This window comes from Bradyrhizobium sp. NBAIM01 (genome assembly GCF_020194115.1).
GTDB lineage: Bacteria > Pseudomonadota > Alphaproteobacteria > Rhizobiales > Xanthobacteraceae > Bradyrhizobium > Bradyrhizobium yuanmingense.
In genome coordinates, this window is the sequence record NZ_JADYVU010000004.1 from 236998 (window position 1) to 258440 (window position 21443).

21 protein-coding genes and 1 tRNA gene are annotated in these 21443 nt (G+C 64.2%); 10 read left to right on the plus strand and 12 right to left on the minus strand.

Translation table 11 applies throughout. The features are described from left to right. Positions 1-235: 235 nt before the first annotated feature. The 4 genes from I6F31_RS16335 to I6F31_RS16350 all read left to right on the plus strand — a co-directional run bounded on the left by I6F31_RS16335 (position 236) and on the right by I6F31_RS16350 (position 3052). Positions 236-937 (plus strand): response regulator transcription factor, encoded by a 702-nt coding sequence (locus I6F31_RS16335; protein ID WP_016848562.1) that lies wholly within the window; start codon positions 236-238, stop codon positions 935-937. A gap of 164 nt (positions 938-1101) precedes the next feature. Then, on the plus strand, positions 1102-1506 hold the full coding sequence (locus I6F31_RS16340; protein ID WP_036011880.1) for a DUF350 domain-containing protein: 405 nt from the start codon (positions 1102-1104) through the stop codon (positions 1504-1506). Position 1507: 1 nt separating this feature from the next. Continuing rightward, positions 1508-1888 (plus strand): hypothetical protein, encoded by a 381-nt coding sequence (locus I6F31_RS16345; protein ID WP_074448088.1) that lies wholly within the window; start codon positions 1508-1510, stop codon positions 1886-1888. A gap of 3 nt (positions 1889-1891) precedes the next feature. Beyond that, positions 1892-3052, plus strand: a complete 1161-nt coding sequence (locus I6F31_RS16350; protein ID WP_036011885.1) for a glutathionylspermidine synthase family protein — start codon at positions 1892-1894, stop codon at positions 3050-3052. Between the two features lie 158 nt (positions 3053-3210). Here the strand turns inward: I6F31_RS16350 and I6F31_RS16355 are convergent, their stop codons facing one another. The 6 genes from I6F31_RS16355 to I6F31_RS16380 all read right to left on the minus strand — a co-directional run bounded on the left by I6F31_RS16355 (position 3211) and on the right by I6F31_RS16380 (position 9949). Next, a complete protein-coding gene (locus I6F31_RS16355) occupies positions 3211-4083 on the minus strand; it encodes a protein-glutamate O-methyltransferase CheR (RefSeq protein WP_225115057.1) in 873 nt (290 codons plus the stop codon). Then, positions 4080-5267: a chemotaxis response regulator protein-glutamate methylesterase gene (locus tag I6F31_RS16360; protein WP_225115058.1), complete on the minus strand. Its 1188-nt coding sequence runs from the start codon at positions 5265-5267 to the stop codon at positions 4080-4082. The genes I6F31_RS16355 and I6F31_RS16360 overlap by 4 nt, the downstream gene beginning before the upstream one ends. Before the next feature lie 75 nt (positions 5268-5342). Continuing rightward, positions 5343-5708: a response regulator gene (locus tag I6F31_RS16365; protein ID WP_007600538.1), complete on the minus strand. Its 366-nt coding sequence runs from the start codon at positions 5706-5708 to the stop codon at positions 5343-5345. Positions 5709-5780: 72 nt separating this feature from the next. Then, on the minus strand, positions 5781-6251 hold the full coding sequence (locus I6F31_RS16370; RefSeq protein ID WP_074448087.1) for a chemotaxis protein CheW: 471 nt from the start codon (positions 6249-6251) through the stop codon (positions 5781-5783). Positions 6252-6283: 32 nt separating this feature from the next. Next, positions 6284-9097, minus strand: a complete 2814-nt coding sequence (locus I6F31_RS16375; protein WP_225185723.1) for a hybrid sensor histidine kinase/response regulator — start codon at positions 9095-9097, stop codon at positions 6284-6286. Positions 9098-9295: 198 nt separating this feature from the next. After that, positions 9296-9949: a histidine phosphotransferase family protein gene (locus I6F31_RS16380; RefSeq protein ID WP_036009803.1), complete on the minus strand. Its 654-nt coding sequence runs from the start codon at positions 9947-9949 to the stop codon at positions 9296-9298. Positions 9950-10147: 198 nt separating this feature from the next. Between I6F31_RS16380 and I6F31_RS16385 the strand changes: the two genes are divergently transcribed. Then, on the plus strand, positions 10148-10978 hold the full coding sequence (locus tag I6F31_RS16385) for a 3'(2'),5'-bisphosphate nucleotidase CysQ (protein ID WP_225185724.1): 831 nt from the start codon (positions 10148-10150) through the stop codon (positions 10976-10978). 10 nt (positions 10979-10988) lie between these two features. Here I6F31_RS16385 and I6F31_RS16390 read toward each other — a convergent pair whose 3' ends face one another. Beyond that, positions 10989-11474 (minus strand): YHS domain-containing (seleno)protein, encoded by a 486-nt coding sequence (locus I6F31_RS16390; protein ID WP_036009801.1) that lies wholly within the window; start codon positions 11472-11474, stop codon positions 10989-10991. Positions 11475-11613: 139 nt separating this feature from the next. Between I6F31_RS16390 and I6F31_RS16395 the strand changes: the two genes are divergently transcribed. The 4 genes from I6F31_RS16395 to I6F31_RS16410 all read left to right on the plus strand — a co-directional run bounded on the left by I6F31_RS16395 (position 11614) and on the right by I6F31_RS16410 (position 14613). After that, positions 11614-12219 carry a DUF1134 domain-containing protein gene (locus tag I6F31_RS16395; RefSeq protein ID WP_036009799.1) on the plus strand — a complete coding sequence of 202 codons (606 nt, stop codon included), beginning with the start codon at positions 11614-11616 and terminating at the stop codon, positions 12217-12219. 120 nt (positions 12220-12339) lie between these two features. Next, positions 12340-13653, plus strand: coding sequence for a hypothetical protein (locus I6F31_RS16400; protein WP_225185725.1), 1314 nt, complete (start codon positions 12340-12342; stop codon positions 13651-13653). Positions 13654-13812: 159 nt separating this feature from the next. After that, positions 13813-13887: transfer RNA gene (locus I6F31_RS16405), tRNA-Val, on the plus strand. A 294-nt stretch (positions 13888-14181) separates the two neighbouring features. Continuing rightward, the gene (locus I6F31_RS16410) at positions 14182-14613 is read left to right on the plus strand and encodes a hypothetical protein (RefSeq protein WP_225126677.1); all 432 of its coding nucleotides are present in this window, start codon (positions 14182-14184) and stop codon (positions 14611-14613) included. A gap of 28 nt (positions 14614-14641) precedes the next feature. On the opposite strand, the gene I6F31_RS16415 is transcribed toward I6F31_RS16410, so the two are convergent. From I6F31_RS16415 to I6F31_RS16430, 4 genes are all read right to left on the minus strand, one after another. After that, the gene (locus I6F31_RS16415; protein WP_225126678.1) at positions 14642-15184 is read right to left on the minus strand and encodes a 2'-5' RNA ligase family protein; all 543 of its coding nucleotides are present in this window, start codon (positions 15182-15184) and stop codon (positions 14642-14644) included. Positions 15185-15253: 69 nt separating this feature from the next. Continuing rightward, on the minus strand, positions 15254-16093 hold the full coding sequence (locus I6F31_RS16420) for a universal stress protein (RefSeq protein WP_225126679.1): 840 nt from the start codon (positions 16091-16093) through the stop codon (positions 15254-15256). A 118-nt stretch (positions 16094-16211) separates the two neighbouring features. Beyond that, positions 16212-16601: a response regulator gene (locus I6F31_RS16425; protein WP_036009791.1), complete on the minus strand. Its 390-nt coding sequence runs from the start codon at positions 16599-16601 to the stop codon at positions 16212-16214. 14 nt (positions 16602-16615) lie between these two features. Continuing rightward, complete coding sequence (locus I6F31_RS16430) at positions 16616-19648, minus strand: GAF domain-containing protein (protein WP_225142086.1); 3033 nt, start codon at positions 19646-19648, stop codon at positions 16616-16618. A gap of 287 nt (positions 19649-19935) precedes the next feature. On the opposite strand from I6F31_RS16430, the gene I6F31_RS16435 reads away from it, so the two are divergent. Beyond that, positions 19936-20709, plus strand: coding sequence for an SDR family NAD(P)-dependent oxidoreductase (locus tag I6F31_RS16435; RefSeq protein WP_225142087.1), 774 nt, complete (start codon positions 19936-19938; stop codon positions 20707-20709). A gap of 48 nt (positions 20710-20757) precedes the next feature. Here I6F31_RS16435 and I6F31_RS16440 read toward each other — a convergent pair whose 3' ends face one another. Next, positions 20758-21432 carry a hypothetical protein gene (locus tag I6F31_RS16440; RefSeq protein WP_225126682.1) on the minus strand — a complete coding sequence of 225 codons (675 nt, stop codon included), beginning with the start codon at positions 21430-21432 and terminating at the stop codon, positions 20758-20760. Between the last annotated feature and the right edge of the window lie 11 nt (positions 21433-21443).

Genomic DNA, 21443 nt, shown 5'->3' on the forward strand with positions numbered 1-21443 from the left:
GGTTAGGCCCGTCTCTTAAAGTGGAGCTTGAACGGAATCGGGTAACGAAAGCTGCTTCGTACGCAAGACCTTAGGGCGATTCGACAAAAATTGCACCGGGGGGACTTGCGTTCCAGAATCAGACTTTGTTAACCATCTGTTGTCAGGATCCGAATCAGTTGTTCAAAGGCGTTTTGTTGAGTGCCGCGAATGCGGCCGACCTGACGCCCAGGAGCGGCGACTATGGGGAACTGGCATGCGCGTTTTGCTGATTGAAGATGACAGCGCCGTCGCGCAGTCGATCGAGCTGATGCTGAAGTCGGAGAGCTTCAACGTCTACACGACCGATTTGGGGGAAGAAGGCGTCGATCTCGGTAAACTATACGATTACGACATTATTCTCCTCGACCTCAACCTGCCCGACATGTCCGGCTACGATGTGCTCAAGCAGCTCCGGGTCTCCAAGATCAAGACACCGATTCTGATCCTCTCCGGCCTCGCCGGCATCGAGGACAAGGTCAAGGGTCTCGGCGTCGGCGCCGACGACTACATGACCAAGCCCTTCCACAAGGACGAGCTGGTGGCCCGCATCCACGCCATCGTGCGCCGCTCCAAGGGCCATGCCCAGTCGGTCATCCAGACCGGCGACCTCGTCGTCAACCTCGACACCAAGACGGTGGAAGTCGGCGGTCAGCGCGTGCATCTGACCGGCAAGGAATATCAGATGCTGGAGCTGCTCTCGCTCCGCAAAGGCACGACCCTCACCAAGGAAATGTTCCTCAACCACCTCTATGGCGGCATGGACGAGCCCGAACTGAAGATCATCGACGTCTTCATTTGCAAGCTCCGCAAGAAGCTCGCCAACGCCTCCGAGGGCCGCAACTTCATCGAGACCGTCTGGGGCCGCGGCTACGTGCTGCGCGAGCCGCACGAGGCCGACGAGCGCATCCCCGCCTGATCCCTGGGTTACGTCGCGAGCCCAGTCAGGCTCGCTCCTCCCAGCCTGGACCCCGCCGCAAATGGCGGGGTTTTCGTTTTTGGGGGGACGCTTCATTGGAAGCTTAACGTTTGAACCCCTAGCCTTCCCCTGCCGACGAATGGTCGCTGCACGATGGGGGAACGATGATCCTGCAATCACTCGCCGGCCTGCCCGCCTTCCTGGTCTATTTCTGCACCGGGCTGATCGTGATCGTGGCCTATCTGTTCGTCTACACCCGCATCACGGCGCATAACGAATTCCAGCTCATTCGCGACAACCAGCCGGCCGCGGCGATCGCGCTTGGGCTCAGCCTGCTCGGCTTCGTGGCGCCGCTGGTCAGCGCCATCGCGCATTCGGCCAACGTGCTGGACTGCCTGATCTGGGCGACGATCGCGCTGATCGTGCAGGTCATCGTGTTCTATCTCGTCAAGGTTCCGGTGCCGGACTTGTCGAGGCGCATCGATGACGGCGAGCTTGCCCCGGCGATCTGGCTCGGCCTGTCCTCGCTCGCCGCGGGCCTGCTGAACGCCGCCAGCATGATCTACTGACATGGCCGACAAACCCGCCAAGAAGGAGTTCGGCAAGCGCCGGCCAGTCGCCGAGCCGCCGCGACCGCCGGTGAAGCGCTCCGGCCACGTCGCGCTGCTGGTGATGGGCACGATCGCCGTCGGCACCACGGCCTATACCTTGATGCCGCGGCAGAACTGCGAGCCCACGCCCGGCGCCGTGCCGGGGCAGACGACCACGACCTGCACGAGCAGCAGCAGTTCGTCGGGCGGCAGCAGTTCGCGCTGGTCGTCGCGATCGAGCTTGTTCAGCGGCGATTCCTCCAGCCATTCCTCGTCGGGAACGTCGTCCAATGTCAGCCATAGCAGCGTGAGCCGCGGCGGCTTCGGCTCGTTCGGCCACGGCTTCTCGGGCGGCGGCTGATCCATGCAGCGCATCACCTGCCTCGAGCGCGACGACTGGCGGGAGACCGCCGCACGATGCGGCTTCGTCTTCCACACCATCGACGGCGAGCGCTATTGGGACGAGCGCGCCTATTATGGCTTTACGCTGGAGGAGATCGAGCGAGGCATCGAGGCGCCGACCGGCGAGATCGACGCGATGTGCCTGGAACTCGCCGGCCGCGTCATCGGCGACGAGCGTTCCTTGCGACGGCTGAAGATTCCGGAAGCGTTCTGGGGCCTGATCGTCGAGAGCTGGAAGCGCGACGACCGCAGCCTCTACGGCCGGCTCGATCTGAGGTTCGACGGCAAGTCGCCGGCAAAGCTGCTCGAATACAACGCGGACACGCCGACCTCGATCTTCGAGGCCGCGGTGTTCCAATGGACCTGGCTCGAACAGGCGATCGAACGCCGCGTCATCCCCTCGCGTGCCGACCAATTCAACTCCATCCACGAGCGGCTGATCGCGGCATGGAAGGAGATCGCTGGGAGCCGTCACGTCCATCTCACAGGGATCACCGGCAACGAAGAGGACGCCGGCACGCTCGCTTATCTCGAAGACACCGCGCGCCAGGCCGGACTCTCGACGACGCTGCTCGACATCGAGCAGGTCGGCTGGCGCGACGAGGCCGGCGGCTTCGTCGATCTCGGCGAGAACGACATCGCGCTCGCCTTCAAGCTCTATCCCTGGGAATGGATGTTCCAGGACGCCTTCGGCGCAAAGCTGAAGGATGCGCCAACGCGCTGGATCGAGCCGCCGTGGAAGGCGGTGCTCTCCAACAAGGGCATCTTGCCGCTGCTCTGGGAGATGTTTCCGAACCATCCCAATCTGCTGCCGGCCTTCTTCGAGGACGATCCGCGCGCCGCCGAGCTCGGCACGTCCTATGTGCGCAAGCCGCTGCTGTCGCGCGAAGGCGCCAATGTCACGCTGGTCTCCGGCGGCATGCCGCTCGACGAGCAGACGGGGCCGTACGGCGCCGAAGGTTTCGTACGTCAGGCGCTGGCACCGCTGCCGAACTTTTCGGGCTGCTATCCGGTGATCGGAAGCTGGCTGGTGAACCACGAGCCCTGCGGGATATCGATCCGCGAGGACGAGAGCCCGATCACGGGCAACCGCTCGCGGTTCTTGCCGCATGCGATTTTGTGATTTTCTCATTCCGGGGCGCGACAAAGTCGCGAGCCCGGAATCCATAACCACAGTCGGATGAAATGGCCCTGGTCTAACCGCCTGCCTATTTCGATGGCCTGTGGTTATGGATTCCGGGCTCCGCGCTTATGCGCGGCCCCGGAATGACAAAGAGAACTTCATCTCGCCGCGGCGACCTTCAGCGGCTGCGGCATCAATCCGCCCATCGGACGGCCGGAGCGCGCGGGGTTGAGCTGATAGAGGCCGCGGCGATCGGCGATCGGGCGGAATGCATCGGTGATGCCGACGACGGATTCGGCAGCGCCCAGCAGCAGCGTGCCGTCGGCTTCCATTGCCTTCGCCATGCGCTCGAAAATCACCGCCTTGGTGTCCTGGTCGAAATAGATCAGCACGTTGCGGCAGAAGATCACGTCGAACGTGCCGAGATGGGAGAAGTCCTGCAGCAGATTGAGCTGGCGGAACTGCACCATGGCGCGAATGTCGGCGTTGAGCTGCCAGAGCTCGCCGGTTTGCGTGAAGTATTTCACCAGATGCTGGATCGGCAGGCCGCGCTGCACCTCGAACTGGCTGTAGAGGCCCGCCTTGGATTTCTCCAGCACCTCCTGCGACAGATCGGTGGCGACGATCTCGATGCGCCACCCCGCGAGCGCCGCGCCCATCTCCTTCACGCACATCGCGATCGAATAGGGCTCCTGCCCGGTCGAGGCGGCCGCCGACCAGATGCGAAGCGACTTGCGCGCCGCGCGCGCCTGGATCAGGCCCGGCAGGATGGTGCCGCGCAGGTGATCGAACGGAATCTTGTCGCGGTAGAAGAACGTCTCGTTGGTGGTCATCGCTTCGACCACGTCGGTCGCAAGCCGGCCGTCGCCGTTCCTGATCTTCAGGACGAGGTCGGGGATGCCGGGAACGCTTGCCTTGCGGGCGAGCGGCAGCAGCCGGCTCTCGACCAGATATTGCTTGTCGGCGGAGAGATCGAGACCGGAGCGCTCTTTCAGGAACTTGCGCAGATAGTCGTAATCTGCGGGCGTCACGAGCGGTCTCCAGCGAACAGGCGGTTGACCTTGGCGCCGATCTGGTTGAGCGGCAGGATCGCCGCGCAGATGCCGGCATTGGCCGCCGCGCCGGGCATGCCCCAGACCACGCTGGAGGCTTCGTCCTGCGCAATCACGCTGCCGCCGGCCGCGACGATGTCCTTGCCGCCGCGCATGCCGTCCGAGCCCATGCCGGTCAGGATCACCGAGAGGATGTTGCCGTGCCAGACGTCGATGGCGGAGGTGAAGAGCGGATCGACCGCAGGCTTGCAGAAATTGACGGCGGGGCCGTCGTCGAGCGCGATCACAGGATCGGCGCCGCTGCGCGTGACGCGCATGTGCTTGCCGCCCGGTGCGAGGTAGATCCGTCCCGGCTTGACCGGCTCGCCGTCGACCGCCTCGGCCGCCGGCCGGCGGCTCGAGCGCGCCAGATGCTCGGCCAGGATGGTGGTGAAGGTCGGCGGCATGTGCTGGGTGATCAGCACCGGGAAGCGATCGATCACGGCGCTGAGCTCGGTGACGAGCGACATCAGCGCCTGAGGACCGCCGGTCGAGGAGCCGATCAACAGCACCTTGGGCGCCTGGGTCGAGAACGGACGCGTTGACACCGAGCCTGACGAGGGGGCCGGAGCGGGCGCAGGCGCGGCAGGCCGCGCGACAGGACTGCGCGCGACGGGAGCCGGGCTCGCCGGCGCCAGCGGCGGACTCGCAACCGCAGACTTGCGACGCAGCCGCGCGCCGAGATGGCGGATCTTCTGGATCAGGTCGTGATGGAAAATGTCCGCGGCCGACGCCTCACGCGTCGATTCCGGCTTGGGAATGTAGTCGGCTGCGCCGAGCGACAACGCCTTGAAGCTGATCTCCGCGTTGCGGCGGGTCAGGGTGGAAGCCATGATGATGACGAGATCGCGCTTCTTGGCGAGCAGTTGCGGCAGCGCCGAGAGGCCATCGAGCTCGGGCATTTCGATGTCGAGCACGGCAACATCGGGATTGATGCGGTCGAGCTGGTTGACCGCCTCGAGCCCGGTGCGCAGCGAGGCCGCGACCTCCATGTCGTGCTCGGCACCAATCCAGCGCGAGATCAGACCGCGGATGACGACCGAGTCGTCGACGATCATCACCCGCAGCGGCCCGGTTTCGCGCGACGTGCTCGTGGTCGAATTACCTGCGAACGCAACACTCATTACACACCAACTCAGACTGAAACGGTTCAGTTGAAAACAAGCGCCGAAGGATCCGTTCAGCCTCCGGGAGATCGCTCAGATCAGGCCGACTTCCTGAAATTTCGCCGTCACGATGTCCTTGTCGAACGGCTTCATGATGTATTCGTTGGCGCCGGCGTGCAGAGCGCGCGCGATATGCGCGACGTCGTTCTCGGTGGTGCAGAACACCACCTTGGGCTGGTCGCCGCCGGGCATGCGCCTGAGATGGCCGAGGAACTCGTAGCCATCCATGACCGGCATGTTCCAGTCGAGCAGCACCGCGTCCGGCAGGCCGCGCTTGCAGGCCTCCAGCGCCTTCTCACCGTCCTCGGCTTCGAGGATTTGGAAGTCGAGCCCCTCCAGGATCCGGCGCGCAACCTTTCGGATGACGCTGGAATCATCAACGACGAGACAAGTTCGCATGTGAACCTCTGCTTCCTTTCCCCTTTGCGGGGCACTTCCAATCGCAAGTCCCTCGGCGGCAATGCCGCCGTATCAGGCCGCCATCATCTCGGGCGCGAGCTCGAGGACGCGGTCGACGTCGAGGACGACCATGAGCTGGCCGTCGAGGCGGTGGACGCCGCCGGCGAGCTTGGCCATGCGGGGGTCGAGGTTCACGGGGTTTTCTTCCTTGCCGTCCTCGGGCAGGCGCAGCACCTCGCCGATCTGGTCGATCAGGAGGCCATAGGATTCGCCGCGTAGGTCGACGCCGACCGCCATCGCGGTCTTGCCGTCCTCGTCCTTGGGCAGGCCGAGGCGCGAGCGCATGTCGACCACGGTGACGATGCGGCCGCGCAGGTTCAAAACGCCTGCGATCTCACGCGAGGCCAGCGGCACGCGGGTGACGCGCTCGGGCATGAACACGTCCTGGACGCGGGAGATCGGCAGGCCGAACAGCTGGCCACCGATCATCGCGGTGACGTACTCGACCATGGCGCCTTCGCTGGACTGGGTCTTCTTGCTCATTTCAGTGTCTCCTGGTCCATGCCGCTCAAGGTTTAAGCCGCGGCCGCCCGGCTCAGCTCGGAGGCGCCGGCGGCGCCCGCGGTCTGCTCCTTCAGCGCCGCGATCAGGCCGGGACGGTCGAACTTGGCGACGTAATCGTGGAAGCCGGCCTGACGGCCGCGCTCGATCGCCGCCGGCGACACCAGCGCCGACAGGCCGATGATCGGCGTCGCAGCGAGGTTGTTGTCGGAGCGGACGACTTCCGCGAACTCGAACCCGTTCATATCGGGCATCTCGATGTCGGTCAGGATCACGTCGAAGCTTTGGGCGCGCAGTGCCGCGAGGCCCTCCTGCGCGGTCGGCGCGGTGCGGACGCGGTAGCCGGCGGCCTTCAGCACCGGCGCCAGCATGTTGCGGAAGAAGGCCGAGTCGTCGACCAGCAGCACCGACTGCGAATGCAGCGACGGCTTCATCTCCTTGCGGGTGAACCAGTCGGCGAACGCCATCGGCAGGAAGTGGCCGACGTCGATCACCTCGGTGGCCTGGCCCTTGATCACGGCCGAGCCGAGAACGCCGGAGGAGGAGCCGCCGACCTCAATGTTGAGGCGTTCCTCGACGATGTCGATGATCTCGTCGACGACGAGGCCCATGGAGCGGCCGTCGTCGGCGAACACCAGGATCGGCTGGGCGCCCTGGCTCGCAATGGTGACGCCTTCCATGGCCACCAGCGGCATCAGCTGCTCGCGGTACTGCACCATGTAGCGGCCGTTCGAGAACTCGATCTTGTCGGCCGGCAGCTCTTCCAGGCGCGTGACGAGGCCGAGCGGAACCGCCTTGGGCTGCGACGAGCCGGCGCGGAACACCAAGAGCGAGGTGGTCTGCTCGCCACTTCCGATGTGATGGCCGGCCGCTTCGTCACCCATGCCATGGGCCGAGGAGCCGGCGGCGCCGAGCGCCTTGGCGATGCCGTTGGGATCGATGATCATGATGACCGCGCCATCGCCCAGAATGGTGTTGCCGGAGAACATGTCGATGTGACGCAGTTTTGTCGACATCGGCTTGACCACGATTTCTTCGGTGTGGAACACGCCATCGACGACGATGCCAAAGGTCTGGCTGCCGACTTGCGTCACCACGATGAAGCCGTTCTCGGGATCGCTGGCCGCGCCGTCGTCGATCTTCAGGAGCTTCTTCAGATGGATCAGCGGCAGCAGCTTGTTGCGCAGACGCAGCACCGCGGTGTCCTTGATGCGCTCGATGCGGTGCTCGGAGTTGGCGCGGGCGCGGACCAATTCCACCACCGAGAGCTGCGGGATCGCAAAGCGGTCGCCGGCGGCTTCGACGATCAGGGCCGAGACGATGGCGAGCGTCAGCGGGATCTTGATGGTGACGGAGCTTCCTTCGCCCGCGACCGACTTGATGTCGATGGTGCCGCCGATCTGGTCGATATTGGTGCGGACCACGTCCATGCCGACGCCGCGGCCCGAGACCGAGGTGATGGCAGCGGCAGTGGAGAAGCCCGGCGCGAAGATGAACTTGTGGATCTGGGCTTCGCTCATCTTCTCGAGCTCGGCCTCGGTGACGAGACCGGACGAGAGCGCCTTGGCCTTGATCTTCTCGGTGTTGAGGCCGCGGCCGTTGTCGGCGATGCAGATGATGATGTGGCCGCCCTCGTGATAGGCGGAGAGGCGGATGGTGCCCTGCTCGCCCTTGCCGCTGGCGAGGCGCTCGGCGGGGGTCTCGAGGCCATGATCGGCGGAGTTGCGCACCATGTGAGTGAGCGGGTCCTTGATCAGATCGAGCACCTGGCGGTCGAGCTCGGTGTCGGCGCCGTGCATCTCGAGCTCGATCTGCTTGCCGAGTTCGGATGAGAGGTCGCGGACGATGCGGGGCAGCTTCTGCCAGGCATTGCCGATCGGCTGCATGCGCGTCTTCATGACGCCTTCCTGCAGCTCGGCGGTGACGTTGGAGAGGCGCTGCAGCGGCACCTTGAACTCGGTGTCCTCGTTGCGGCGGGAGATCTCCAAGAGCTGGTTGCGGGTCAGGACCAGCTCGGAGACCATGGTCATCAGGTGCTCCAGCGTATCCACGTTGACGCGGATCGACTGGTTGGCGATGCGGTCGCCCTCGCCCGCCATCTCGTCGGCCATCGACTTCTTCGGCGCGGCCTTCTCCTTGGCGGGCTTTGCGGCTTCCTTCGCCACGGGCGCTTCAGCAGCTGGCGCGGGCTCGGCCTTTGCCTCAGCCTGAGCAACGGGCACCGGCGCTTCGATCGCGGTCTCGCGGAAGGCGCGCTCGAGCTCGTCGAGCGAAACCTCGCCCGGACGCAAGGGGCGCTCCAGGGTCTGATCGACCAGCGTGCCCATGGTCATCTCCTTGGCGGGTGCGGACGCAGCGGCGGGCGCTTCCGGCACCAGCGGCGGTGCATCGGCAACGGGAGCAGCAGTGCCGGCAGTCGGCATCGGCTGCGCCGAGCCTGACATGGCGGCCATGCCCTGCTCGACCATTGCTTCCAACTTGTCGATGAGATCGCGGTCGTTCCCCTCAGGCTCGGCCTCGGTCGCCTCCAAGCCAGCCAAAATCTCCTTGATGCGGTCGATCGAGGACAGGATCACCGTCACCGCCTCGGCAGTCACAGGCATGCCGTCGCGGAATTTGCCCATCAGGGTCTCGCCGGCATGGGCCAGCGCTTCCAGCCGCGGCAGGCCGAGGAAGCCGCAGGTGCCCTTGATGGTGTGGACCAGGCGGAAGATGTTATCCAGGATCTTGGCGTTGTTCGGCTCCTGCTCGAACTTCACCAGCTGATTGTCCACGGTGTCCAGGCTCTCGCTGGTCTCCGTCAGAAACTCCCGCAACAGATCATCCATGAAAACAGGCCTTCATACAGGAAGGGCGCGCACGAGGCGTGATGCGCCATTTCGGAATGGGGCCAGCTTCACCGCAAAGCGTTTAATATTGGTTGAGTATGTGCAAAAGAACGGCACCAACAAAGAGATAAGGCGCTCCGGACAAGCCGAAGCGCCTCGTAAAGATTGCATTAACGCGTCGCGAGCGAGGCTTCGCGTTTACGAAGCGGTAACGATGATGGCTTCGCCTTCCGGCTTGAGCGTCACGGTGAGCCCGCAGGCCTGCGCGAGCAGCCGCGTATAATAAGGCTGGATCGCATGCGCATCGGCAGCCGGCCCGCGCTCGCCGCTCAGGAGCTCGGAGATGTTCTGCGGCAGGCGTGCATTGTGTCCGGTCGCGGTGATGCGAAAGCTCATCACCTCGCCCTCGCCGACCGGATCGACAGTCAGCATGCCGCCGCGCGGGATCGTGTGCTGGGCGACGACCAGCATGTTGAGCAGCAGCTTGACGCGGTTCTTCGGCAGCAGCAGCCGCGGCAGATTCCAGGTGATCGAGCACTTGCCGTCCTCGATATGGCCCTTCGCCATGGTGTGGGCATCGCCGAGATCGATCTGCGCGCCGGAGGAGCCGGCCGCGCCGAAGGCAAGGCGGCAGAACTGCAGCCGGGCGGAGGCCGTCTTGGCGCTTTTGCGAATCAGGTCGAGCGCGAACTCGCGGTCCTCGGGCTTGGGATCGTCGTCGAGCACTTCGAGCCCGTTGACGATGGCGCCGACGGGGCTGATGAGATCGTGGCAGACCCGCGAGCACAGCAGCGCGGCGAGTTCGAGCATATCGGGAGCGGCAGTGGTCGCGGGCGACGAAGCGTCAGACATATAATGGGGTCCTGGAGGGTTCCTGGAATTGCACGGCGCTGGACGCCGCGAATCACGCATGCTTGACGGATGCTGCGGGTTCTAACATTCGCAACCCCGCGGCAGCTAGCTTGCGATCGGTTCGAGGCGGCCATAAGCCCGGGCGAATCGATCGGGGCGAATCAGTGGACGAGGAACGATATTGCCGACAGATGAGGCATGCAGGTGAAACGGATCATTGACGGAGCGGCCGCTGCCGGCCTGATGGAGCCGCTGACTGCGCTGGTGGTGAAGGCGGGCGAGGCGATCCTCGCCGTCAACCGCGCGGCCATGCGGATCGACGGCAAGCAGGATGGCTCGCCGGTGACCGAGGCCGACCTTGCCGCCGACCGCATCATCGCGGACGGACTCGCGCAGCTCGCGGGCGACGTTCCGACGCTGTCGGAGGAGCGGACCCAGCTCGCCTCCCCGCCGTTCCAGGGCAGCTTCTTCCTGATCGATCCGCTCGACGGGACCAAGGAGTTCGTCGCCGGCCGCGACGAGTTCACCGTCAACCTCGCCTTGGTGACGGACGGCGTGCCGCTGCTCGGCATCGTCTCCGCACCCGCACTCGGCCTGCTCTGGCGCGGCATCGTCGGCCGCGGCGCCGAGCGCGTGAGATTCAACGGCGCGACGATTGCCGCCGCCGAGCCGATCCGCACCCGCAAGCTGCCGGCGCGCGGGGAGCCTTGGATCGCCGCAGTGAGCCGTTCGCACGGCGATGCCAGAAGCGAGGCGTTCATCGCCGACAGGCCCAATGCCGTCAGGATGACGTGCGGCTCGGCCGTGAAATTCGGCCGCATCGCGGAAGGCGGCGCCGACATCTATCCCCGTTTCGGGCCGACCTCGGAATGGGACGTCGGAGCCGGCTGCGCGGTCGTGACCGCGGCCGGCGGCAAGGTGACCGACGGCAAGGGCGGCGAGCTCCGATTTGGCCAGCGCAGCGATACCGGCTTCATCATCCCGGAATTCATCGCGTGGGGCGACCCGCAGGCGGTAGGCTGCGACTGACCAGGGCTCGTTACTGCCCGAGCTTCTCCTGCAGGGCCGGCCAGCGCTTGCCCACCTCATAGAGGAAGCGCTCGGGATCGGCGACGAAGGCGTCGCGATTGTCTTCCCGGCTGAACAAATAGAGCCGCTGCGCCACGATCGCGAAGAAATGCGGATTGGCGGGGACGGTGACGCCGCGGGCGATATCGACCGGATCGTAGCCGCCGAATTGCGGTCCGTAGATTTCGGGATGGGCCTGGAAAGAGGCGCGGTTGCCCTCGTTCCGGAAGCGCCAGACGGCCCCCCAGAGGTTCGCCTCGAACTCCGCCGTCCCCTGCACGGCCGCGCCGGCGACGAAATAAGCGACGGGGTCGAAGCCCTCGATGGCGACGCCGCTGAAGCGGTTGACGACGATCCGCTCGGTGGTGGCGGCCCCTGTCGGTCCGCCGGCACCGAGGATCCAAATGCCCGCCAGCAGGCAGAGGCGGCGGGCGATCAAGGCAATTCCGGGGCGCAAAGGGCTATCTTCCTGCCGTTGTGCCGTCATAGTTGCTGCGGATAACATCCGAGTCGAGGGGACATCCGGCGCAACCTAGGGCCATGCCTGTTGGCGTGAGGTTAAGGAAGCGACCGGATTCGGTACCAGGGGTTCTTTTATGACTTTCGCATCACGCCTTGCTGCGCTCGCGCTTGCCGCGATGATCGGCTGGATCGTGCCGGCCTCCGCCCAGCAGGCGCCGCCGCCTGACCTGCCGCCGCCGCAGCGGACCCCGACGCCCAATACCTATGGGCCGGACGAGCTCGTCACCGCCGGCCATCGCTTCTTCGGCAACGTCTCGCGCGGGCTCGCCTCGATCATCGAGAAGGCGGTCAGCCAATGGGGCCTGCCGAACGGCTACATCCTGGGTGAGGAAGGCTCCGGCGCCTTCGTCGCCGGCCTGCGCTACGGCGAGGGCACGCTCTACACCAAGAACGCCGGCGACTTGCGCGTCTATTGGCAGGGCCCCTCGCTCGGCTTCGACTGGGGCGGCGACGGCGCCCGCACCATGACGCTGGTCTACAACCTGCCGGCCACCAACGCGATCTACCAGCGCTTCGCCGGCATCGACGGCTCGGCCTACATCATCGGCGGCTTCGGCATGACGGCGCTGACCTCCAACAACATCGTGCTGGTGCCGATCCGCTCCGGGCTCGGCCTGCGCCTCGGCGCCAATATCGGCTATCTCAAATACACCCCGCGGGCGACCTGGAACCCGTTCTAGGCCCACGTCCTCCCCACTGCCCACCGATCAAGGTTAACGACAGAGCGGGGCTGGCTTTCTGCCGGCCCGCCATGGCATTGTCGTTGGTGAATTTTTCCTTAAGCTTGGGAGTTCTGGCCCATGGTCGAACCGATCATGTACCTGGCGATCGGTTTCCTGCTCTCGATGCTGTGCGGGCTTGCGATCGTGCCGCTGGTGCATAACCGCGCGGTGCGCCTGACCACGCGCCGGCTCGAGGCCGCCACCCCGCTATCGATGGCCGAGATCCAGGCCGACAAGGACCAGCTCCGCGCCGAATTCGCCATGTCCGCGCGGCGGCTCGAGATGAGCGTCGAGCAGCTCAAGAACAAGACCACGAGCCAGCTCGCCGAGCTCGGCAAGAAGAGCGACGCCATCAACCGCATGAAGATCGAGCTCGGCGAGAAGAACGCCACCATCTTCGCGCTGGAGGCGCGCGAGAAGGCGGTGAAAGAGCAGCTCCGCGCCACCGAGGAGGAATTCGCCGCCAAGACGGCGTCCTTGCGCGAAGCCGAGATCGCGTTGACGGACAAGCAGGCCGAGCTCGCCAAGATCAACTCCGAACTGTCCGACCGCTCGATGATGGCGGAGAGCCGCCAGGTCGAGCTGGTCGCAGTGCGCGCGCAGATCGAGGAATTGAAGCACCGGGTCGGCGATGCCGAGAAGGAATTTGCCGCGACGCAAGCGCGCCTCGCACAGGAGCGCACCGAATCCGAGACCGCCTCGCGCGAGCTCGGCGAGGCGCGCGGCCGCGTCGAGAATCTGAGCCAGCGCGTCACCGAGCTCGACCGCCAGCTCATCGTGCAGGTCAAGGAGGCCGAGATGCTGTCGAGCCGCGTCGCCGATCTCGAAGGACGCCTTGCCACGCAGGGCAAGCTGCTCGCCGAGCGCGACTACGAGAACAACCAGCTGCGCCAGGCCAACGAGGCCAACGAGCGCACCATCAAGGAGCTGCGCGTCGAGATCGCGGGCCTCAGCCGCGGCAAGTCGTCGGCTGCGATGGAGCAGCTGCGCGCGGAAAAGGCCGCGCTGGAGGAGCAGCTGCGCAGCGCACGCGACGAACGCGCGAAACTCCAGCGCGACATCAACGCGATTCAGCAGCAGGCCGAGAGTTCCTGGGCGACCGAGCGCATGGAGAACGCGCTTCTGCGCGAGCGCATCAACGACATCGCGGCCGAGGTGGCAAAACTCGCGATGCAGCTCGAAGGCCCGAACTCGCCGATCGAGGCGCTGCTCGCGGCCGAGGCCGGCCAGCCGCCGAAGCCGGCGCCGCGCCCGGCCAACGACGCCGCGACGGGCGGCGCCGCGACCAGCAGCGGTTCTGCGCCCCGCCTGCCCGAAGGCGGTGGAACGCTGGCCGAGCGCATCCGCGCGCTCCAGGCCCACGCCTCCCGCGCCCGCCAGCAGGGCGCGTAACCGACCAAAATCCGGCTTCCCCTGCGGAAGGCGCGACCTGACGAAGGTTTTCCGCCCCGGCGACGGCTTGAAAACTTGACACCTTGGGCCGGCACTTCTAAATCGCGGGCTCCGATGTGCCGGCCGGCCCAAGGTTGCGGCCGCCTGCATGATGGTCCCGGGCGCATAGCTCAGCGGGAGAGCGTTCCCTTCACACGGGAGAGGTCCAAGGTTCGATCCCTTGTGCGCCCACCACGCTTCGCAAGGCTTCGCGTGGCGCAGCCACCCCCAATGGCAGCGAAGCGTGTCCGGCGTAGCTCAAAGAGCGTAGACGGACCGGGGGTCTTGCTTCCGCTCTGTCAAAAATTCGAAAACAACCCCATGCACAGTAGCCGACCTCAGTCGGATCAAAGGGTTGCGACTTTTCCGAATTTTCCTTGCTCCGTCGGGCAAAACAGGGGCATGATGGCATCATCGGGAGGGGCGCACGCTTGATGAGCATGCTGCGCCTGAGGGCCCGCACGGCATCGCCGGCTTAGAGATTCATGGATGAGCTGGATGACGCTCCCTCGCCCTCCTTCGAAACTCTGGGTACGAATCGCGATCGCGGTGCTTGCTGTGGCCGGCATCGGAATCGCGGCCATGGTTGGTCTCATCTGGTTCGCACTCGAAGGATTTGCCAGCTGCCGCAACGTGGTCCTGAGCTCGACGTGGTCGCCCGACGGCACCAAGGCCGTGTTCGTCTTCAGGCAGGAATGCAACGCAACGGTTCCGGATTCCACATATGCGAGCATCGCACCGATGGACCGGACCTTTTCACCTGATCGCAACCACGCATTCCTTGGCTTCGCCGGTCACGCGGAGATACTACCCAGCTGGCGCGGGAGCAACGTCGTCGAAATTGCGATGATGCCAGGGGTCGAGGGAGGCTTCATCCGGCACGATGAGAAGGTCGGCTCGATCCGGATCGATTACAAATGATCTGCGGGCTCGACGAATGATCACCACTTCATGGAGCCCGAACCGGCAATCTCTGCTCCGCAACCACGCGCACTGGCGGAAAAGAAACGCAATCCACGACGTCGAACAGCACGCTGATGCTGCCGCTGAATGACTGCGCGAAAGCGATCGCGTCATCGCGCTTTGCGTCGGCGATTTGTGTGCCGAGCGTGCAATGAGGTCGCCAGTTTTCCGGCCGATAATGCAGCCGACACAAGGCTGGATCGATTGCAGCGCTGATGGAAGCGTGCCACCGGACGAGCGTTTCATCGAACTCCGGCTCCGCCCAGAGCACGAGCGGCGGACCTGCGAACCAACAAATTCGCCTGAACGCGACCTGCAATGGCCCTTCGCCTCCAACTGCGCGGAGCATGGTCTCCCACGCGGTCTTCGCGGTAATCTCGGGCGCATCATAAATGGCGAATGTGAAATGCGGCCGATAACCGAGCCCCCTCATCGAAGGCTGGCTCTCAAACGCGGCAACTTCATCCCACAAGGCTTCGATGCGCTCTGCGGAGGAATGGTCGGACCGAATGTTGATAGCCAAAGCCATGCGCCGGTCGCTCTGTAAAGCAATGGATTTTTGCCTCACCAATGGCGATAAAACCAGGCCTTTTGCGCGCTAGTGAGCCATAAGGACGGAGATATCCGCGTGCTCCATGATATAGCTGGTCGCTCCACCGAATATCATCTGCCGTAGCCGCGTGCGGGTGAAGGCTCCTTTGATCAATAGATCGCAACCGTGTGCCCTGGCGGCATCGAGGACCGCCTCACCAGTTTCGCGCCCGTCCAGCTCAACGCTGATCAAGCTGGCCGCAATGCCATTGTATTGGAGTTGCCGAGCGATCTGACCGGCAGACGGTCCTGGCACCGCTTGGCCGCCGACAACGGTTAGGACCGATACCCTTTCGGCCAGACGAAGCAACGGCATGGCAAATGCGTTTGCCCGAGCTTGCTCGGTACTCCCGTTCCAGTGGATCATAATGTTCGTTGCGACGCTTCTTGGTCCATTCGACGGCGCCAGTAGAACGGGCCTGCCGCTCTCAAACAGCGCGGACTCAATCGCGCGGCGGTGAGGGCCCACCGCATCAATGTCAGACCGCGCCATCACGATCAGATCGAAAGCGCGCCCATAACTTCCGACAAAGTCTTCGCCCTCAGGCGCGGTCTCCAGCCAGCCGAAGCAAGGCGGGTTCGACCCTGCGGTGGCGCGGGGAACATCATGCTTCAGCATGAATGCTTCGAAAAAGTTCCGCATGTCGTTCAGTTCGGCTTCGCTCTTCACTTGATACGTGTCCAGGAGAATGCCGGTGGCCAATTCGGCGGCCGCATATTGAGGGATGCCGAACCGGAGTGGAAAGCCTTCGATATAGGCGCCGGTGCGACGCGCTAGGCCTACGGCCACAGCGAGCGTAGCTGTCATCATCGGAATATTCTGAAGCGGGACCAGGAGCGTCTTCATTTCGAATCTCCGATTTTCTGACGAAGATTGACGGTGGATGCATGCTCTCAATTGGGGCGGCGTCTGCAACAGCTTCACTTTGCGAGCCGCTCTCGTTTGCCACCGGCAACGGTTGCAATCATGCGGCCTGCTCAAGCCTCGCATCGATCTCCTGGCGCAGCGCGGCGAAGTCGATTGGCTTGGTCAACAGGTCGGCGGCGCCCTTCTCCAGCGCCTTGCGCTTGGTCTCGGCATCACCGTAGGCCGTGATCATGATAACCGGTACATCGGGGCGGGCCGAGCGCACGATAGGCAGCATCTCCAGTCCGCTCATTCCGGGCATGTTGATGTCGGACAGGATCAGAATCAGGGTGGCATCCGCTATCTCGGCCGCGCGCTGCAATGCCAGGGGCGCCGAGGATACAAACTCCATCAGAAAACGACCGGCGCGCAGATCGCGCCGAAACTGCTGGCGGAACAGCGCCTCGACATCGGGCTCGTCGTCGACCACCATGATATAGACGCTCAATTTCTGCCTCCGCTCTACAATGGTGCCGCCCGCGTACGCGGCAGCGTAATGATGAACTCGGTATATTCGCCCGGCTCGGTATCGACCTCGATGCTGCCGCCGTGCTGCTTCACGATGATGTCGTGGCAGATCGAAAGCCCAAGGCCAGTTCCTTCGCCGGCCGGCTTGGTCGTGAAGAATGGATTGAATATCTTCTCTCTGACGTCGGCCGGGATGCCGGTGCCATTGTCGCGAATGCGAATTTCGACGGCGCCGCCGAGGTCTGTGGTCGTCGCACGCAGCCTTGGCTCGAAGCCGTCACCGACGACCTCCTTTTGTTTGCTGGCCGCGTAGAAACCGTTTGAAACCAGATTGAGGAACACCCGCGTGATTTCCTGCGGATACAGCTCGAGGGCTCCCGCAGACGGATCGAGTTTTCTTTCAAGCGTGATATTGAAGCCGGCTCTTTCAGCGCGGGCTCCGTGATAGGCCAGGTTGAGACTTTCTTCGAGGATGGCGTTGATCTCCGCCGCGCGGCGTTCGCCGGACCCCTCGCGGGAGTGCAGAAGCATATTCTTGACGATGGAATCGGCGCGCGTTCCGTGCTGCACGATCTTTTCCAGGTTACCTTGCAGCATGTGGATCAGCGCGTCGATGTCCTGCCTTTCCACCTCGCCGAGGCCGGCTGAGCGCAGCGCGTCGCCGAGCTCGTCGGTCAGTTCGGAGGATAGCGCAGCAAAATTGTTGACGAAATTGAGCGGGTTCTTGATCTCGTGCGCAATGCCGGCGGTGAGTTGCCCGAGCGAGGCAAGCTTCTCGGTCTGGACCAGCCGATCCTGCGTATTTCGCAATTCCTCGAGCGATTGCGACAATTCCATGGTGCGCTCGCGCAGTTCATTCAGCAGGCGTGCATTCTCGATCGCGATCACGCCCTGGTGTGCGAAGTTGGACACGAGCTCGATCTGCTTGTCTGTGAAGGGTTTCACTTCCTGGCGGAAGATCGTGATCGTGCCAATCAGCTCATCTTCCTTGAGCATGGGAACGATGACGAGGGTCCTTGCGCCGGCAAGGTCAGCGAGCGCGCGAACATTGGGGTTGCCTTCGATATAGGGCGGCTGCGTCCTGATGTCGTCGATATGAACGGTCTGATGACTCTTCTCGACGGTGCCGAGCCCGCTCGCGGGATGTGGGCGAATGTTCTGGTAGAGCCGGGTATCGACATAAGCTTGCGGCGCGTTGTGCAATGCGACCGTGCGAAAGCCGCCCTCCTCGTACAGATTCATGGTGCCAAAGCCGGCGCCGCAAATTCGCGTCGCATTCTCCAGCATCTTGTGGAAGACCGGAGCGAGCGCGCCCGATGAAGCGCTTATGATCTCCAGCACCTCCGACGTTGCCGTCTGCCGCGCCAGCGATTCATTCAATTGCTCGAACAGACGCACATTGCCGATGGCGATCACGGCCTGGTCGGCAAAGGTGGCGACGAGTTCGATCTGCTTTTCGGTGAAGGGCTGCACGCGCTTGCGGGCGACCACGATCGCGCCGATCGGCTCATTTTCGCGCAGAAGGGGAACACCGAGCGCCGTGCGCTGACCAGCGATCGTGATCGACGCCTCCAGGCCGTATTCGGGATCGGCAGCGACGTCGAGGATTTGCACCGGACGGCGTTCGAGGACGGCTCGACCCGTGACCGTGCCCCGGCCGGGAGCGATCGGATGAGCCCGCAGAAAAGCAATGTAGTCCTCGGAAAACCCGACCGCTGCTCCGGCCTGATATTCATCGCCCTCGCGGCGCATGATGAAGGCCATCTCCGCCTCGCACAGCCGTGCCGCCGAATCGACCAGCGTGTCGAGCACGGTTTGCAGGTCGAAGGTCGAGCGGCTGATCACCTTCAGCACGTCGGCGGTCGCAGTTTGCTGCTGGAGCGATTCGGCGAGATCGCGCGTCTTCGCCTGGACCTCATCGAACAGCCGCACATTCTCAATCGCGATCACGGCCTGATCAGCGAAAGTGGAGACCAGGTCGATCTGCTTGTCCGTGAACGAGTTCGCGGTCTTGCGGCCTAGGAATAGCACGCCGATCACTTCTCCGGACCGCAGCAGGGGTACGCCCAGAAGGGTGCGGTAACCGCCGGCCCTCTGTTGCTCGGGATAGGCATAGTCGGGATCGACCAGGACATCCGGAATCTGAACAGCCTTGCCGCACAGCAGGACGCGCCCAACGAGGCTACCGCGTCCAGCATTGAGCCGAACGCCCGCCGAGACCTTGGCCCACTCCGGCGAGAAATTGTACCGAGTTGCGTGATAGAAGGAGCCATCGGCGTCCTGCCGGAGGATTGCCGCCATGTCGGCCCCACACAGCGACGCCGCCGATTCCGTCAGCGTGTCGAGAACCGTTTGCAAATCGAACGCGGAGCGACTGATGACTTTCAACACATCGGCGGTCGCGGTCTGCTGCTGCAGCGATTCCCGCAAGTCGTCGGTACGCGCCTGCACCTCGTCGAACAGCCGCACGTTCTCTATGGCGATGACGGCCTGGTCGGCGAAGGTCTGCAGAAGCTGCACGTGATGCGGAGCGAAGGCCCCCGGCTCTGCCCGCGTGACGCTGATCATGCCGATCACCACGCCGCCAGTCGCGAGCGGAACGAACAACATGCTGCGAAAGCCGCGGGCGCGCGCGATGAATTTGATCTCGTTCGTCAACGCTTCCGTATCGGGGGTCGGCACCACCTTGCCCGCCTGTGTCCTCGCAAAACTCTCGAAATCGGTGATCGGACGCGGAAACATCTTCTTCAAAGCTTCATCGGCGGCAGAATTCGTCGGCGTGAACGCCGCCAAGTGGGCATTGCCGTCGATGAAGCGGAATACGGTCGTCGAAAAGCCGCCGAGCAAGGCATTTGCGCGCCTCGCGATTGCATCGAATACCGGCTTCACCTCCGATGGCGAGCTGGCAATGATCTTGAGAATGTCCGCGGTGGCGGTCTCGCGATCTTGTGCGGCGCGCAACTCGGCCAGGAGCCGCGCGTTCTCCTGCTGCAATTCCGCCACAACGCCCTGAGGAAGCGCGGCCATGATGAAAATCCGTGTCGGCAGCCGGTTCGCGGCCGACGTCAAAATTTAATCAAGAAAGCGCCGGGAATTATTTCACCATCAGGTGCTTCCGACCAGACATACCGTGAGTTGATTTTCGATCGACTACGCGTCAATTCGTCCTCGTGATCGACCGAAGCGGCAAGTTTCACACAATGCCGCTGGAGGCCGATTACCTCGGGTCCGCCTGGTGCTGGCGCCAGGGGGATCGCGGGACCCACGTGCCGCGAGCGCCGTAGATTGCGTCCCGAAACACCTAGGAGAGCCCCATGGCGACCATATTCATCACCGGCAGCACCGATGGCCTCGGCCGGGCGGCGGCCCAATCGCTGCTCGATCAGGGGCACCGCGTGGTGCTGCACGCGCGTTCAGCCGATCGTGCCGCGGCTCTCGGCGGCCTCACTTCGCGTGCGAAGGGATTGGTGATCGGCGATCTCAGGAGCGCGGGGGAGACGCGGAGCATCGCGGACCAGATCAACGCGATCGGGCGCATGGATGCGGTCATTCACAATGCCGGCGTCTACACGCGGCCGAGCCGCGGCGCGACGCCGGAAGGCCATGCCGAGACGCTGGCCATCAACACGCTTGCGCCGTTCATGCTGACGGCTCTGATCGCGCGGCCCGCTCGATTGATTTATCTCAGCAGCGGATTGCACCGCGGCGGAGAGGGCTCGCTCGACGACCTCGATTGGACCAAGCGGGCCTGGAACGCCGCCACGGCCTATGCCGAGAGCAAGCTGCACGTCGTCGCGCTCGCCTACGCGCTGGCGCGGCGGTGGCCCGACGTCCTCTGCAACGCCGTCGATCCCGGTTGGGTGCGCACGAAGATGGGCGGCGCGGGCGCCCCGGTCGATATAGACACCGGGCAACGGACCCAGACCTGGCTGGCAGTCAGCGAGGATCCCGCGGCCCTCGTGAGCGGGCGCTACTGGCATCGCCTCGAGCAGCAAGCGCCGGCCCGTGAGGCGACCGATCCGAGGTTTCAGGACCGGCTCATCGGCAAATTGACCGAGCTGACGGGCGTCGAGCTGCCGGAGGAGTGACGCACAACGATTCGTTGTCATTGCAGACTCGCAATGACGAAGCAGGCTTCAGGCGGCCTTCGGCCGCCAGGCCGTGTAGAGACCGATCAGTGTCCCCATGGCGACCAGCGCGGCTGCCAGCAGCACCTGCAATTCGCCGTTGTCGGTGGGGCCGATGGACGACACCAGCCGGGATACGATGACGAACAGAATGCCCACTGCGGCCGCGGCACCCACGCAGAGATAAGCGAGCTCGCGCGTCAGGCTGCGGCCGAGCAGTCCGAGGGCCGTGAAATACATCGAACAGGCGTTGGGATGAACGAACAAGGCAATGCGCGCATAGCGGCCATAGGCGTCGAACAGGGACTCGCATCGGCGCAAGGCCGCCTTCGAGGCCACCCGCTGCAGAAACGGCCTGAAGAAACGCGCTTGTCCATAGCTGAGAACGGCGCCCAGGATGATGGCGAGCCACGCCGCGAGGAAGACGGAGCCGTCCACGGCCTTCGGACTGAGCGCCACGGACATCAGGATGAGGGCGGTGCCGGGAAAATAGCCGAAATACGGGAAGACTGCTTCCACCAGCACGCAGGCGAACATGAAGGCTGGAAACCATGCCGACCCGGCCGCGCCGTGGACGATGGCGTTCAGGTCGAACAGGCTCGTCCTGTAGAGAACGAGGTACATGCACATGGCGAGGCCCGCCAGCGCATAGAACGGCAAGGCTCCAGACAAAAACCGTCTCATCCAATCATCAA

Excerpts from the sequence above, each read along its gene's own strand:
- I6F31_RS16335 (WP_016848562.1), top strand. The coding sequence starts at position 236 with ATGCGCGTTTTGCTGATTGAAGATGACAGCGCCGTCGCGCAGTCGATC.
- I6F31_RS16340 (WP_036011880.1), top strand. The coding sequence starts at position 1,102 with ATGATCCTGCAATCACTCGCCGGCCTGCCCGCCTTCCTGGTCTATTTC.
- I6F31_RS16345 (WP_074448088.1), top strand. The coding sequence starts at position 1,508 with ATGGCCGACAAACCCGCCAAGAAGGAGTTCGGCAAGCGCCGGCCAGTC.
- I6F31_RS16350 (WP_036011885.1), top strand. The coding sequence starts at position 1,892 with ATGCAGCGCATCACCTGCCTCGAGCGCGACGACTGGCGGGAGACCGCC.
- I6F31_RS16360 (WP_225115058.1), bottom strand. The coding sequence starts at position 5,267 with ATGAGTGTTGCGTTCGCAGGTAATTCGACCACGAGCACGTCGCGCGAA.
- I6F31_RS16365 (WP_007600538.1), bottom strand. The coding sequence starts at position 5,708 with ATGCGAACTTGTCTCGTCGTTGATGATTCCAGCGTCATCCGAAAGGTT.
- I6F31_RS16370 (WP_074448087.1), bottom strand. The coding sequence starts at position 6,251 with ATGAGCAAGAAGACCCAGTCCAGCGAAGGCGCCATGGTCGAGTACGTC.
- I6F31_RS16375 (WP_225185723.1), bottom strand. The coding sequence starts at position 9,097 with ATGGATGATCTGTTGCGGGAGTTTCTGACGGAGACCAGCGAGAGCCTG.
- I6F31_RS16380 (WP_036009803.1), bottom strand. The coding sequence starts at position 9,949 with ATGTCTGACGCTTCGTCGCCCGCGACCACTGCCGCTCCCGATATGCTC.
- I6F31_RS16385 (WP_225185724.1), top strand. The coding sequence starts at position 10,148 with ATGCAGGTGAAACGGATCATTGACGGAGCGGCCGCTGCCGGCCTGATG.
- I6F31_RS16395 (WP_036009799.1), top strand. The coding sequence starts at position 11,614 with ATGACTTTCGCATCACGCCTTGCTGCGCTCGCGCTTGCCGCGATGATC.
- I6F31_RS16400 (WP_225185725.1), top strand. The coding sequence starts at position 12,340 with ATGGTCGAACCGATCATGTACCTGGCGATCGGTTTCCTGCTCTCGATG.
- I6F31_RS16410 (WP_225126677.1), top strand. The coding sequence starts at position 14,182 with ATGAGCTGGATGACGCTCCCTCGCCCTCCTTCGAAACTCTGGGTACGA.
- I6F31_RS16415 (WP_225126678.1), bottom strand. The coding sequence starts at position 15,184 with ATGGCTTTGGCTATCAACATTCGGTCCGACCATTCCTCCGCAGAGCGC.
- I6F31_RS16420 (WP_225126679.1), bottom strand. The coding sequence starts at position 16,093 with ATGAAGACGCTCCTGGTCCCGCTTCAGAATATTCCGATGATGACAGCT.
- I6F31_RS16430 (WP_225142086.1), bottom strand. The coding sequence starts at position 19,648 with ATGGCCGCGCTTCCTCAGGGCGTTGTGGCGGAATTGCAGCAGGAGAAC.
- I6F31_RS16435 (WP_225142087.1), top strand. The coding sequence starts at position 19,936 with ATGGCGACCATATTCATCACCGGCAGCACCGATGGCCTCGGCCGGGCG.
- I6F31_RS16440 (WP_225126682.1), bottom strand. The coding sequence starts at position 21,432 with ATGAGACGGTTTTTGTCTGGAGCCTTGCCGTTCTATGCGCTGGCGGGC.